The sequence below is a fragment of the Collinsella aerofaciens genome, from assembly GCF_020181355.1.
In the GTDB taxonomy this organism is placed as follows: Bacteria; Actinomycetota; Coriobacteriia; order Coriobacteriales; family Coriobacteriaceae; genus Collinsella.
The window spans coordinates 616,182-630,457 of the sequence record NZ_CP084004.1; the positions used below are offsets into that span (position 1 = coordinate 616,182).

General features: G+C 60.2%; 12 protein-coding genes. 6 read left to right on the forward strand and 6 right to left on the reverse strand.

Features of this window, described 5'->3' with window-relative positions:
• Window position 1: 1 nt before the first annotated feature.
• Complete coding sequence (locus LCQ44_RS02715) at window positions 2-1,459, reverse strand: SLC13 family permease (protein ID WP_070100742.1); 1,458 nt, start codon at window positions 1,457-1,459, stop codon at window positions 2-4.
• A 241-nt stretch (window positions 1,460-1,700) separates the two neighbouring features.
• Window positions 1,701-2,642, reverse strand: coding sequence for an isopentenyl-diphosphate Delta-isomerase (locus LCQ44_RS02720; protein WP_225094003.1), 942 nt, complete (start codon window positions 2,640-2,642; stop codon window positions 1,701-1,703).
• Window positions 2,643-2,800: 158 nt separating this feature from the next.
• Between LCQ44_RS02720 and LCQ44_RS02725 the strand changes: the two genes are divergently transcribed.
• The 3 genes from LCQ44_RS02725 (at window position 2,801) to LCQ44_RS02735 (ending at window position 6,121) form a co-directional block, all read left to right on the forward strand.
• A complete protein-coding gene (locus tag LCQ44_RS02725; protein WP_225094004.1) occupies window positions 2,801-4,060 on the forward strand; it encodes an MFS transporter in 1,260 nt (419 codons plus the stop codon).
• A gap of 211 nt (window positions 4,061-4,271) precedes the next feature.
• A complete protein-coding gene (locus LCQ44_RS02730) occupies window positions 4,272-5,642 on the forward strand; it encodes an ATP-binding protein (RefSeq protein ID WP_225094005.1) in 1,371 nt (456 codons plus the stop codon).
• A gap of 32 nt (window positions 5,643-5,674) precedes the next feature.
• On the forward strand, window positions 5,675-6,121 hold the full coding sequence (locus tag LCQ44_RS02735) for a low molecular weight protein-tyrosine-phosphatase (protein WP_225094006.1): 447 nt from the start codon (window positions 5,675-5,677) through the stop codon (window positions 6,119-6,121).
• Between the two features lie 170 nt (window positions 6,122-6,291).
• Here LCQ44_RS02735 and LCQ44_RS02740 read toward each other — a convergent pair whose 3' ends face one another.
• Together LCQ44_RS02740 and LCQ44_RS02745 are read right to left on the reverse strand one after the other, a co-directional pair.
• Window positions 6,292-6,618, reverse strand: coding sequence for a TIGR04076 family protein (locus tag LCQ44_RS02740; RefSeq protein ID WP_225094007.1), 327 nt, complete (start codon window positions 6,616-6,618; stop codon window positions 6,292-6,294).
• A complete protein-coding gene (locus LCQ44_RS02745) occupies window positions 6,611-7,435 on the reverse strand; it encodes a PfkB family carbohydrate kinase (protein WP_117843253.1) in 825 nt (274 codons plus the stop codon). Before LCQ44_RS02745 ends, LCQ44_RS02740 begins: the two co-directional genes overlap by 8 nt.
• A 460-nt stretch (window positions 7,436-7,895) precedes the next feature.
• On the opposite strand from LCQ44_RS02745, the gene LCQ44_RS02750 reads away from it, so the two are divergent.
• The 3 genes from LCQ44_RS02750 to LCQ44_RS02760 are packed head-to-tail and all read left to right on the forward strand — an operon-like array spanning window position 7,896 to window position 12,121.
• The gene (locus LCQ44_RS02750) at window positions 7,896-8,402 is read left to right on the forward strand and encodes a MarR family winged helix-turn-helix transcriptional regulator (protein ID WP_225094008.1); all 507 of its coding nucleotides are present in this window, start codon (window positions 7,896-7,898) and stop codon (window positions 8,400-8,402) included.
• Entirely contained in the window at window positions 8,395-10,209 is a 1,815-nt protein-coding gene (locus tag LCQ44_RS02755; RefSeq protein WP_225094009.1) for an ABC transporter ATP-binding protein, read from the forward strand. The genes LCQ44_RS02750 and LCQ44_RS02755 overlap by 8 nt, the downstream gene beginning before the upstream one ends.
• Window positions 10,202-12,121 (forward strand): ABC transporter ATP-binding protein, encoded by a 1,920-nt coding sequence (locus LCQ44_RS02760; RefSeq protein WP_225094010.1) that lies wholly within the window; start codon window positions 10,202-10,204, stop codon window positions 12,119-12,121. The genes LCQ44_RS02755 and LCQ44_RS02760 overlap by 8 nt, the downstream gene beginning before the upstream one ends.
• A 180-nt stretch (window positions 12,122-12,301) precedes the next feature.
• On the opposite strand, the gene LCQ44_RS02765 is transcribed toward LCQ44_RS02760, so the two are convergent.
• On the reverse strand, window positions 12,302-13,393 hold the full coding sequence (locus LCQ44_RS02765) for a GGDEF domain-containing protein (RefSeq protein ID WP_225094011.1): 1,092 nt from the start codon (window positions 13,391-13,393) through the stop codon (window positions 12,302-12,304).
• 142 nt (window positions 13,394-13,535) lie between these two features.
• On the reverse strand, window positions 13,536-14,270 hold the full coding sequence (gene srtB / locus LCQ44_RS02770; protein ID WP_006235673.1) for a class B sortase: 735 nt from the start codon (window positions 14,268-14,270) through the stop codon (window positions 13,536-13,538).
• Between the last annotated feature and the right edge of the window lie 6 nt (window positions 14,271-14,276).

The following is a 14,276-nucleotide window of genomic DNA, read 5'->3' on the forward strand; positions in this document are numbered from 1 at the left end:
CTTACATCAGGCCAAAGAGGTGGAACCAGGCGGCCTCGACCAGCACGACGACAAAGACGACCGCGGTGAGGGGGATGCCCATGCGCATAGCCTCTTTGGAGGTGTAGCCGCCGGCGTCCTTGCCTTCGCCGATAAGGATCGGCAGGTTATGGAACGGCAGGATGTAGTGGATGTTGATGGACGTGAAGACGATGAGCGCCACGGCGAGTGGGCTCACGCTGGAGCCGGCGGCAAAGCTGATAAATGCCGGCACGCACACGCCGAGCACGGCCATGACCGAGCCCATGAACATGTGGATGATCATGGAAAGCGCGGCGACGAGCAGGGCGAACAGGAAGATGTTCTCAGGCACGGAGCTGGGGAGCACGACGTCGGCGATCCAGGCGTTCATGCCGGTGGCACCGCCCACGGAGCCCACGGCCATGGCGGCCGTCAGGAACATGAGGGACTTGATGTCGACAGCGTTCCAGCTGGCGGGAGTGAGGACTTCGCCGATGATGGGCATGGCGAGAGCAACGCCAATGGCCAGGGTGACCCAGCCGATATAGTCGCCCGAGACGGTGAGCCACAGCGCGATGGCGATGACAAGCCACACGATGGTGCGGATCTCCTTGACGGAGAGCTTGCCGAGCGCGGCCTGCTTGGCCACGATCTGCTCGCGATCGTAGACGAGCTCCTTGCTGGGCTTAAAGAGGAAAAGGCCCAGGAACAGGGTGCACAGCAGCGCAACCAGCATAGGCACGCTCATGTACAGGAACCAGTCGACGAAGGACGGGCTCATGCCGCCGGCCTCGGCACTGTACTGCGCAACGAGCGGGTTAAGCGTGGAGTCGCCCGTCAGGAAGAACATGGAACCCGGGGCGGCAGCGGCAAACACGAGGAAGCCGAGCTTGCCCTTGTCGTCGTCACCGTAGCCGGCGGACTCGGCGATGACCGAGACGACGGCGAGGATGAGGAAGGCGCGGGGGAACGGATGCGGGATCAGCAGCGACAGCACAAAGGTGAGCGCGAAGATCGAGATGATGAGCGACTTGGCATCGCGCACGAACTTGAGCATGAACGCGTAGGCGATGCGCTCGCCCAGGCCCGACTCCTTGACCGCGCTGGCGATGAGGTAGGCGCCGATGACGAGCCACATGGTGGCCTTGGTCCACGAGCTAAACGTGGAGGCGACCGTCGCCGAGATGCTCGCGGCGCCCGTGTCGTCCACGCACACCTTGAACAGGACGAGCAGTGCGCAGTAGAGCAGGCCCACAAAGCCCGGCTGTGCCACGCCGCATGCCCAGAACACCACCGTGGCGAGCGTCAGTGCCAGACAGGTCTGACCGCCGACCGTGAGCTCGACCGTCGAGCTCAGCTCCGCCAAAGGAAGAAACTTCACCAGCAAAAAGACAACGATACCCAGCACAAAGCCAATTTCGCGCTTGGTGATCTTAAACGCCTTCTTTTCCGCTTCCATCTCCCCACCTTTCTTGTTGGGGGCGCTCCGAATTCGCAGCCATGTTGCCGCTTAAAAAGGGGCGCCCGTTATCGGACACCCCTTACGTTGCGCTGTGTTGCGGCAATACAGTCAAGCGGATTTTTTGGATGAGAAGCGATTCCCTAGACAAAAACCGTCACAACATTCGACGCTTTTCCTCGTTTTCGAGATTTTCGCCGAATGTTGTGACGGTTTGGATGTGGCAAAGGGACTGTCTTTTTTACATAGCGAGGGCCGTGCGGATGAATGGGTCGCCGAGGGCCTCGCGGAGCCAGGGGGCCAGCTGCTCGAGGTGACCCTGCAGGTAGCCTTTGAGCTCGGACGGAGCCACGCGACGCACTTCCGAGATCTCCTCTTGGTTGATATGCAGCTCGCCCGGCTCAACATGGGCAAGGTAGACCTCGCACCATTCGCACTCGCAGCGACCGTCGCCGTGGTCCTCGCGGTACACCACGTGTCCGAGGTGCTTGAGCTGATCGGGCTCGCGCGTAATGCCGAGCTCTTCGTTGATGCGGCGCGCCGTGGCGGCCGCGACGTCTTCCCCGGGGAGCGGATGGCCGGCGCAGCTATCGGCCAGCACCCCGCCCCACAGGCGCTTGAGCGGACTGCGGCGACAGAGCAGCAGGCGCGCGTCTTCGCCCCGGCCCTCGACCAAAAGCGTCAGAAATGCCTGATGCAGGATGCCCTCACCAGCATGGGCCTCGATGCGGTCGACGGGGCCAAGCGCCTCGCCGGTCGCAGCATCGACCGCCACGACCTCGGCGCCCGCACCGCCCTCATCCCAGCCGGCGCGCAGAATGCGGGCTGCGGCTTCCTCGAGCGCGGCGATGAGCTCCTTGGTGGTGTCGAGCACGCGCTGCAGGTCGTCACCGCTCGCTTGTTCAACATGAAAACCCGTGCTTGCAACTACCGGCACGCCAAAGCGCGTGGCCAGCGCCGCCGCGATATCGTGCGCCGGGATCTCGTCTCGATGGCACGGAACGGCCAGGATGCTCACCGTTGCCGTACGGCCGGGCTCGGGGCGCGGAATGGCCTGCGCCGTGGCGCCCAGGTGCGCAAACTCCGGCGAGCAGGCGTACACCGCCATGCCTCGCGGCGTCACCGTCAGCTGGGCCTCGAGCGCAAACTTGCCCTCGCCCACTGCAACCTTTGTCGTGTGCATACCCATGGGATCTCCTGCCGCCCGCGATGTACCTGAGACCATCTTCGCCTGTATTGCGACTATACAGGCAAGCCCTCCATGTGACAAAGGGACTGTCTCTTTGTCACATTCTGTTAGAATTGCAGGGATTGAATCCCGCTTATTCATGCGACATTGGAGTGACAACCTTGACCGCCGCAACCACGCCTAAAAGTAAGCCAACCGCCGCCGCGCTCTCCCCCGCGCGCACCAAGCTCTGCCTGGCGCTGCTCGTGCTGTTGGGATTCTCGCTCGGCTGCTCGGAGTTCGTGGTTATCGGCATCGAGAGCGACCTGGCGACAGAACTCGGCATCTCGCTTGCCACCGCGGGCCAGCTCATCAGCGTGTTCGCGCTGGTCTACGCCATCGCAACGCCGGCGCTTGCGCTCAGCACGGGACGCTTCCGCCGCTATCAGTTGCTCGTGTGCTACAGCATCGTCTTTGTACTGGGCAATCTTGTTATGGCGCTGGCGCCCAACTTTCAAGTGCTGTTTGCCTCGCGCATCATCTTGGGCTCCGTCTCGGGCGCACTGCTCGCCGTGGGCGTGACGTATATCCCCGAGCTGCTGTCCCCACAGCAGACCTCGCTCGCCATCTCGGTGGTGTACGGCGCGTTTTCCGTGGCGATGGTCTTTGTGACCTCGATCGGCAAGTTTGTGGCCGATACGCTCGACTGGCACGTTGCCATGTACGGCACGCTCGCCTTTGCCGTTCTGATCTGCGCCGCGCTCGTGGCGTTTATGCCGCGCGCCGGGCAGACCGACGAGCCTGCCACCTTCCGCGAGCAGGCGGGGCTTCTGCGCGAGCCGAGCATCATCACCGGCATGCTCATCTTTTTGTTTGGCGTGGGGTCGGTCTACGTGTTTTACGGCTACGTGACGCCCTATCTGGAGCAGGTGCTGGGCATGGGCACCGTTCAGGCGAGCACCACACTTATGGCCTACGGCGTGTTCTGCCTGATCTCGAACATCCTGGGCGGATGGATCGATGCGCGTTTTGGCATGAAGGCGCTGCTCGTGACGTTTGTGCTCCAGGCCGCGGCTCTGTTTGGGCTGTTTGCCGTAGGCGCCGCCATGCCCCTTGCGCTCGTTTTTGTCTTCAGCCTAGCGATGCTCATGTACCTGTTCTCGGTCTCGTGCATCACGCACTTTATGGACGTGGCCCGCAGCCGCCATCCCAAATCGATGGTGCTCGCGAGTTCGGTGGAACCCATGGCGTTTAATGTCGGCATTTCGTTTGGCACCGCGGTGGGCGGCGCCGTGGTAAGCGGCATTGGCATTTCCTACGTTGGCGCGGTTGGCGCCGCGTTCTCGCTCGTGGCCTGGGTACTCACGCTGGTGACGATCAAGCTGGCGCGCTGGGAGCGCCACCACGCAGCACAATCTTCGATGCAGGCATAGGGGCGGGATCGAGTCGGGGCAGGTACAGACCAGAGTGGCGAGCGCCTGGTAGAAACCACCCGGCATGAGCAGCGCTCATCCGCTTGCAGGCTCCGGCGGTTCAATTTCGTGTACTTCAAATACACGTTTTTCCATAATTTCGTGTATTTGAAGTACACGAAATCATACTAAACTATGTATTTGAAGTACACGAAATTGGAAAGGCAGCCCCATGCGCAGATCAATCGAATCCGTTATCGAATCATGGGCGACAAAGGACGCCTCGCGCCCCCTCCTTATCCGTGGTGCGCGACGTGTAGGCAAAACATATGCTGCCGAGGAAATCGGCAGACGAATCGCCGGCGATGCGTTTGTCAAACTCGACTTTCAGACCGATCTTGAGCTGATTGCCCCGCTGTTCGACTGCCCCACCGACGACGTCGACACCATCGTGGCACGAATCTCAGACTATAAACGCACCCCCATTCGCAAGGAAACCGCATTCATCCTGTTTGACGAGGTGCAGCTCTGCGAACGGGCGCTCAATTCGCTTCGCTTTTTCTCGGGTTCGGGCTGGCGCATATGCGCGACCGGCAGCCAGCTCGGCGTCGCTATGCGCAAGCGCAAGTTGCCTTTTCCCAGCGGCGTCCGCCAAGAGATCATGCATCCCATGTCGTTCGAAGAGTTTCTCTGGGCGCTCGGTGAGGAGCAAATGGCGGATGCCATTCGTACCCACGCCGGCACGCTCGAGACCTACGTCGCACACCAAGCAGCGCTCAACCTGTTTCATCGATACCAGATCGTGGGCGGCATGCCCGCCGCCGTCAACGCATATTGCAAGACGCTATCCATCGAAGATGCGCGCGTCGAGCAGCGCGAAATCGACGAGACCTACACCGCCGATATGACCGACCCCGAAAACGGGATCAGCGGCGTGGCAGCGCGCAAGGTCTGGCGCTCCATTCCGTCCCAACTGCTGAGATCGTCCACAAAAAAATTCAAGTACTCCGAGGTCGAACGCGGAGGCCGGCGCGCCAAGCTCATCGAGCCACTCGACTGGCTCGAGGGCGCCGGAATCATATCGGTCAACAACCTGACCGAAGGCGTCGAACCTCCCCTCGTCCCCTTCGACGACGAAGACGGGAGTTTCTTTAAGGTCTATCTTCTCGATACGGGCCTCATGTTCTACAAACTCGGCATCAACCCGCGGCTCTGGCTCGACCTCAAAGAGGATTCCGCCATTGCGCTGTCTTCTGACTTTCGAGGTGCCTTGGCGGAAAACTCGGTCATGCAGGCATTTTCGGGCAATGGCTTGCAGACGTACTATTGGATGCCGCCGTCTTCTTGGAAGACAAACGGCGAGCTCGACTTTCTACTCCAGACCGACCGCATGGAGATCGTGCCCGTCGAGGTAAAGTCCGCGCGCAACGTGCGTGCGAGAACCCTCGGGTCTTTTATGGACAAAGCCCGGTCGCCGTATGCCTACATTTTGTCTGAGAATAATTTTGCGCGCAGTGAAATCGATGGCGGACGCGAGCTGTGCCATCTCCCCTTGTACGCAGCGGGCTTTATCGGAGCGAACTGCCTCAAGGGCAGTCTGTAAGCCCCGCGCGACCGCCCAGAAAGGAACCGTTCATGCAACGCGTACTGTTTATCTGCCACGGGAATATCTGTCGCTCGACGATGGCTGAGTCGGTGTTTACCGAACTGGTGCGCCGTGCCGGACGCGAAGCGGAGTTCGTTATTGATTCTGCCGCGACCTCGACCGAGGAGATTGGCAATCCGCCGCATCATGGCACCGTTGCCAAGCTGCGCGAGGTCGGAATTCCCGTTGTCCCGCACCGCGCGCGCCAGGTGCGTCGCGCGGAGTATGCCGACTGGGATCACATTGTCTATATGGATGCCGAGAACGCGCGCGGTCTGCGCCGCATCTTCGGTTGCGACCCCGACGGCAAGATTTCGCGCCTGCTCGATTGGACCGATCGACCCGGCGACGTCACCGACCCTTGGTACACCGGCAACTTTGATGCCACGTACCGCGATGTGCTCGCCGGCTGCACGGCCATGCTCGAGCAGCTGTAGACGTTCGGGCGGCGCAGACACACGAGCCGCGCCATCGGCATAAAACGAGCGTGGATTTTCTCCCGCATGCAAATTGAGCGTGGATAATCTCCCACTTTGAGCGTTCAAGCGCGCTCTAGACGGGAGATTATCCACGCTCATTATCTTGACGGGAGAAAATCTACGCTCGATTACTCGTCGACGATCTCGGCGAGCCAAACGTTCAACGTATCGACCTCGGGGCAGCAGAACTTTGCCGTGCCGGGCTCGTTGCCGGGCACGGTTCCGCCATAGCGCAGGATATCGATATAGGGAAAGCCCACATGGCAGGCCATGGCACACATCTTGCCGCGGTCGCGGTCAAAGTCGAAGACGTCGCCCGGCCTGTGACCGTGGTGGCAGCGGCATGCACCCAGCTGGTCCACGCAGCTAATGCGAATACGCGGGCGCTTGCCACGCGGCGCGCCGAGCGGCTTACCTTCGCCCGCGGGCTTGGCGCCCTCGTCGGCGCTACTCATGGTCGATCACATCCAGGCAGGCCTCGATGGGAAGGCCGGCCGACTTGTCCTCTTGGTCGGCATTGCGCTCGATAAGCTCAGCCACCACACGCATGGCATCGGACGTCGCGCGCTGCAGACTCCAACCTGCCATAACGCGACCGACGAGCACCGCCGAGAACGTGTCGCCCGTGCCCGGGAAATAGACCGGAATGAGTTCAAAGGGAATCGTAAAGTACTCCCCCGCCACATGGTCGTAACCGATAACCGCGTTCGTGCCATTGACTACGGCGCTCGTAATGACCACCGACTTGGCACCCAGCTCGCGCACGGCGTCCACAAGGGCGCGGGCCTCATCGGGCGTAATTTGCTCGGCGATAGGCGTATCGGTGAGCAGACACGCCTCGGTGTAGTTGGGAACCGCGTAGTCGGCGCACTCGAGCAGGTGCCTCATGAGGCCAATCGTGGACTCGGGCACGCCCGCATAGAGCTTGCCGTTGTCACCCATGATGGGATCGACGAACACCTTGGTGCCCTTTTGCGCACGGCGGTGGCAAAAGTCCGAGATGATGCGCGTCTCTTCCTCGGTCACGATAAAGCCGGTCGAGATGGCGTCGAACTCAAAGCCGAGCTCTTCCCAGATGGCAAGACTCTGACGCACGTACTCGGTGGTGTCGTGGATGTAGAACTTGGGGTAGTTGAGCGTATCGGACACAAGTGCCGTCGGCAGATTGTGGATACGGTAACCCATGTGCGACAGCACCGGCAGCATGGCGGAAAGCGCAACCTTGCCGTAGCCGCACATATCGTTAATCAGCAGCAGCTGAGTGTTCTTCATGAGTGTCCCCCTTGGTTCGGGCGCGGCGCGGCAGCGCCACAGTGCGACTAAGTGTAGCGCAGGGAGCACGGCAGGCGGGCGCTGGCGCCGTGGAGGGCAAATTGTTGCGGAAAGGTTTCGGAAAATGATCCCTTTTCCTCCGTCCCCAAGGGATCATTCCAACATGTAAACGTCGATGTTTTGGCAATGCCAGCGAGCGGGTCGCATTTGAGGCAAGGTGACGTGAAACGAAAGGGCGCTGACCTTCTGGTCGCGCCCTTGAAGTTGAACGTCAGATTGTCCAAATGCGGCCCGCGCAGCGTCGGCTGGTCCGCCGTTCGTTAGAACGGCGGGACCAATAGGTTTGGTAAAACCGCGCAACAACTACTTTGGTACCTTGACATTCCTGTATAGCACTCCTAGATTAGTTAGGCACAAAACAATTCCACTACCTAACTAAAGAAAGGAGCGATACGAATTCATGTGCGATGAACCCCTTAACCTTCGCCCGCATGAGCCCGGCGGCGATCCTTCGGAGCCGGCAGACGTGCCCGAAGCAGTTAACGGCGAAGACAAGCTCGCCAAGCGCATCCTGAGCGGCCTAGGCTTTTGCGGCCACTACATGCACTTTCACGGCGGTGGCGTGTCCGGCAAGGCGCCCATCGTCTGCCTGCTCGCCAAGCAGGAAAACGGCGAGATGTCGCAGCAGGAACTTGGCATGCACTTCGACCTCAAGCCGGGGTCGCTTTCCGAAATCTTGTCCAAGCTCGAGTGCGCCGGCATCATCGAGCGCAGCCGCAATCCAAAAGATCGCCGGCAGCTCACCATTCGCCTAACCGAGATCGGCTGGGAGAAGGCCCGCATCGACCAAGCCTCGCGCATCCGCTTTAGGGAACAGGCCTTTAGCGCGCTCACCCACGACGAGCGCGAACAGCTCGCCGAGATGCTCGAGAAAATCCGCAAAACTTGGGAGGAACTGGATGATTAAAACCCTCATGGGCAGCATCCGCGACTATATGAAAGTCACCGTTGCCACGCCGTTGCTCGTACTTGGCGAGGTGCTCTGCGAGATGCTGATTCCATTTATCACCGCCAACCTGATCGACGCCATCAAAGACGGCGCCACCGTAGCCGAGATGCTTCCCACCGCAGGCTTTTTGGTGCTCATCGCGCTGACGTCGCTTGCTTTCGGTGCCGCTGCCGGCGTCACCTGCAGCAATGCGAGTTGCGGCTTCGCCAAGAACCTGCGTCACGACCTGTTCTACAAGATCCAGACGTTCAGCTTTGCCAACATCGATGAGTTCTCGAGCTCCTCGCTCGTCACGCGCCTGACCACCGACATCAACAACGTGCAGCAGGCCTTTATGATGATCATCCGCATCGCCGTGCGCGCGCCGCTGGTATTGATCTTCGCCTTTACCATGGCATTTATCATGGGCGGCAGCGTTGCCATGGTCTACCTGGTCATCATTCCGCTGCTGGGCTTTGGACTGTTCTTTATCATCTTTAAGGTGCGCCCCATCTTCTCGCGCGTGTTCCACAAGTACGATGCCCTTAACGAGTCCGTCGAGGAAAACGTCACCGGCATGCGCGTGGTTAAGAGCTACGTGCGCGAAGACTTTGAGAAGGAGAAGTTCGCGACCGCCGCGCGCGACGTCCAGATGGACTTCACCCGCGCCGAGAAGCTGCTTGCCTTTAACAACCCCATGATGAACATCTGCGTCAACGGCGCGTTTGTCGTCATCATCTACCTGGGCTCCAAGCTCATCATCACGAGCCAGGGCACGCTGTTCGACGTGGGCCAGCTCTCCTCGATCTTTACCTATGGCTTCCAAATCCTCATGAGCCTGATGCAGCTATCGATGATCTTTGTCATGGTGACCATGGCCGACGAATCGGCGCACCGCATCACCGAGGTGCTGGCCGCCGAGCCCACGATCGCCGATCCCGCCGAGCCCGTGCTCGAGGTCGCCGATGGCTCCATCGACTTTGACCACGTGAGCTTTAAGTATTCCGCGCATGCGAAGCGCCAGGCGCTCGACGATATCGACCTGCACATTAAGAGCGGCGAGACCATCGGCATCATCGGCGGCACCGGCTCGGCCAAGTCCACGCTCGTAAACCTCATCGCCCGCCTGTACGACGCCACCGAGGGTACCGTGCGCGTGGGCGGCGTGGATGTACGCGACTACGACTTGGACGCGCTGCGCCACCAAGTGGCCATGGTGCTACAGAAAAACGTGCTGTTTAGCGGCACCATTGCCGAGAACCTGCGTTGGGGCGACCCGAACGCCACCGACGAAGAGGTCCGCGAGGCCGCGCATCTGGCCTGCGCCGACGAGTTTGTCGACGGCTTCCCCAAGGGCTATGACACCTGGATCGAACAGGGCGGCTCCAATGTTTCCGGCGGTCAGAAGCAGCGCCTGTGCATTGCGCGTGCCCTGCTGCGTCGCCCCAAGATCTTGATCCTGGACGACTCCACGAGCGCCGTCGACACCAAGACCGACGCCAAGATTCGCGCAGGGCTGGCAAGCTATCTGCCCAACACGACCAAGCTCATCATCGCCCAGCGCATTAGCTCCGTGCAGGACGCAGACCGCATCATCGTCATGGAGGGTGGCCGCATCGCGCAGATCGGCAACCACGATGAGCTGCTTAAGACGAGCGAGATCTACCGCGAGACCTTTACCTCGCAAAGCAAGATGTCTGCCGAGGGCGAAGGGGCCGTCGAGGCCGACACCGAGGCATCTGCAACGCAAGCTCAGACCCAGGAAGGAGGCGAGGCACATGAGTAAGGCAACGACCGCCGAGCGCGCGCTCAACCGCAAGGGCGGCACCATGTCGCGCCTCATCAAGACGCTCTTTGGCTTCTACCCCGTGCTTTTGCCCCTCGTCGTCGTCGGCGTGGTGCTCTGCGCCATCATCAACTCCATCGGCGCGACCTTCCTTCAGAGCGCCCTGCAGATTATTAGCAAGTCGTGGCAGTCGGGCGATTGGACGACCGCGCAGCCCAAAATTCTGAAGCTTGTGACCACCCTCGCCTGCATCTACGGCGTCGGCATCCTGTCCTCACTCTTCTGGAACCGCGCCATGGCCATCGTTACGCAGGGCTCGCTCGAGAAGCTGCGCGAGAAGATGTTCAACCGCATGCAGGACCTGCCGATTCGCTACTTCGACACGCACCAGCGCGGCGACATCATGAGCCACTACACCAACGACATCGACACGCTGCGTCAGATGATCAGCCAGTCGCTGCCCAACCTGCTCATGACGATCATCGTCATCGTCACCGTGTTCTTCATCATGCTGTATTACAGCGTGTGGATGTGCCTGGTCATCATTGCCGGCGTCGCCTTTATGACCTTTATGACCAAGCTGCTCGGCTCCAACTCCGCGCGCTTCTTCATTGCGCAGCAGACCGAACTCGGCGTGGTCGAGGGCCATATCGAGGAAGTCATGAACGGCCAGAAGGTCGTCAAGGCATTCTGCCACGAGTCTGCCGCCGAAGCCGATTTTGACGAGCGCAACGAAAAGCTCTTCGAGGTCTCGCAGAAGGCCAACATGTACGCCAACATCCTCATGCCTATCCTTATGAACCTGGGCAACCTGCTCTACGTGCTGGTCGCACTGGCGGGCGGCATTTTCCTGGCGCTGGGCGTGCCTAACCTGAGCATCTCGGGCATGACGCTGTCCATCGCCGTCGTAGTGCCGTTCCTCAACATGACCAAGCAGTTCTGCGGGCAGATCGGCCAAATCTCGCAGCAGATCAACGCCGTGGTCATGGGCCTCGCCGGCGCCGACCGCATCTTTGAACTCATCGACGAGAAGCCCGAAGCCGACGAAGGCTATGTGACGCTCGTCAACGCGCAGGTGAACCCCGATACCTGGCAGCTCGAGGAGGCCGACCACCACACCGGCATGTGGGCATGGAAGCATCCGCACCGCGCGACCGGCGAGATCGAGTACGTGCCGCTGCGCGGCGACCTGGTCATGGACAACGTCGACTTTGGCTACACGCCCGACCACGAGGTGCTGCACGGCGTGTCCGTGTTTGCCAAGCCGGGCCAGAAGGTCGCGTTTGTCGGCGCCACCGGTGCCGGTAAGACGACCATCACCAACCTCATCAACCGCTTCTATGACATCGCCGACGGCAAGATTCGCTACGACGGCATCAACGTCAACAAGATCCGCAAGGCAGACCTGCGCCGCTCGCTGGGCGTGGTGCTGCAGGACGTAAACCTGTTCACCGGCACCGTGATGGATAACATCCGCTACGGCAATCTGGATGCCACCGACGAGGAGTGCATCGCGGCAGCAAAGCTCGCCGGCGCGGACGACTTTATCACCCGCCTGCCCGACGGCTACGACACGATGCTCACCGGCAACGGCGCCCAGCTGTCGCAGGGCCAGCGCCAGCTGATCTCGATCGCACGCGCCGCCGTCGCCGATCCGCCGGCGATGATCCTGGACGAGGCCACGTCGAGCATCGATACCCGCACCGAGGCCATCGTGCAGGCCGGCATGGACAAGCTCATGGAAGGCCGCACGACGTTTGTCATCGCACACCGCCTGTCCACCGTGCGCAACTCCGACGCGATCATCTGTCTGGACCACGGCCGCATCATCGAGCGCGGCAACCACGACGAGCTGATCGCCAAGCGCGGGTATTACTACCAGCTCTATACCGGAGCGTTTGAGCTGGAGTAGTTCGGCTCGCCGAGATGGCCGATTTGCCGCTCATTCGTCGGGCATGACCCTAAGGTCAATGCCCTCCTCTTTCGGGGCAAATCGACTCATCTCAACGACCCAAACACAATGCACCGCAACGAATAAAGCCTCCGCAGCCACACGAGCTGCGGAGGCTTTTCTATGCCCTCTGTTACAGGCTTACCGCTCCTCGCGTTGCGGCCCAGCTGCCTCGGCTGTCTTTACGCGGTTCTTGTCGATGTACATGTTTTTGTCGGCTTGGGAAAAGAGCTCGCGCATCGTGGGCGGTTCATCATAATCACTGGAAAGCGCATAGCCCACCGCGTAGCTGATAGGCATGTCGGGGTGAGCCTCGGAATACTCGCTCACGTTCGCACGAATCCGAGCGAGACAGGATTCCACGGCAGCTCGATCGGCATCCCACAGCACCGCGATAAACTCATCGCCGCCGTCGCGGCCCACAAAGCAGGTCTCGGACGCCACGCACCCCAGCTGCTGGGCAAAAGAACGGATGTACTCGTCACCCTTCTCGTGGCCAAAGCTGTTATTGACCGTATGCAGATTGTTAAGATCGAAAACACACAGCGCAACAGGCGCTTCGGCGGAAACGGGATGCCCCTGCCCCAAGATTTCCTCGCACTTGTTCTTGTTGGGCAGTCCCGTGGCTTCATCGAGATAGACTTTGTTCTGCAGCTCGCGATTGAGCGCGGCAGTGCGCACCGCGCGAGCAAGTTCGACCGCAAAGGTCGCCACCAGGCCCACGATGTCGATAATCACCAAACCCTCAAGGCGATTGAGCGCCGTGGCCTTCTCCTGGGAGTAGTCCTCCGCAAGCCTCGTGGCATCGTCACAAATGCCAAAGAACTCCTCGCTCATGGCGATGATGTCGGTGTTCTCGTAGCCGACTTCGCGCACACGGGCAATCTCGGTGCGAAGCTTGTCAAAATAGCTCGCGAGCTCGGTCATCTTTGCCTGATACTCATCGTCATCGAGACGGACGAGATTGAGGTCGTCGCTTCCGTAGCGCAAACCACTAATGTATGAATCAACGGCCTTGAGCAGGTCGTCTTGTGGCTGGCCTGCATCCTCGAGCTTAACGATTCGCTGCGTGGTGCCGCGCACCAGACCGGCGTAGTTGACCACGCGCGCCGTGCCCTGGATGTCGGAGACGAGCAACATGACATTGATGAAGAAAAAGATAAGAACTGCCGTGAGCGCCATCATCAGAAGGCGCACCGCCTGGCTGGCCTTCTTGGCGACAGAAGCATTCACAAGCTCACTCCTCCAAACGGTAAAAGCTCAGATAGCGCGCAGTGTGCCGAAATTCACGCGCGGACAACTCTACCATGATGGACCGAGAGCCTCAAACTTGATGCAGCCTATGGGGCGCAGCTTAATCGGAATATTCAATGAGCTACAAGACCTCTGCTATAAGTGCTCGGCGCCCGTTTGTTTTATCACTGCAGGTAGAAAGAGCGATGATGCGCGAATCAGGGCCAACGTCATCCATGTCCGCATGCACCGCCGTCTGCGAGATATGCGTGAGCAGCGTCTGCATCGAGGCCTGGTCCAGGTTTCCCGGCCCAAAGATAATGTCATCACTCGCAGCAAACGAACACACGGCAACGATGCGCAGCCGGAACGCCCCATCCTTTGTGTAGAGCGTGCCCGTGCGGTGCAGGTCAAAGAAGCCCCTGTCTAGAAACCGATCGACATCGCCAAACATCGCACCGTTATCCATGTGGTGCGCATAGAGCAGATTGTAGGGATCGGTCATCGCGCGGCTGTTGCGCGTATCCAAAAACACCGCTCCCGAAACCGCGGACTCCCCCAACACGTTTTTGTTGAGGTATTCCTGGTTATCTTTTCCCTGAACGAAGGGATAATCGATGTTGGTGCCATCGATGGTGACCCATCCGACAACGTCGGGATTTTTGGCCATCAGATCCTGCAGGCGTGCGCAATCGTTGGTCCCGGTGGGTTTGTAGTGCAGCAGCTCATCGCTGATGAACCCGCCGTTCATAACGTTGTTTGTATCCCACAGCGAATAGCCCCCGTACAGCAGCATGAGCAGCACGAGAAAGCCGGCAAACCACGTAAGCACGCGGTCGCCGGCTCTCGCCAGCCGAGCTATGCGTTTAAGCTCCATCGGCTG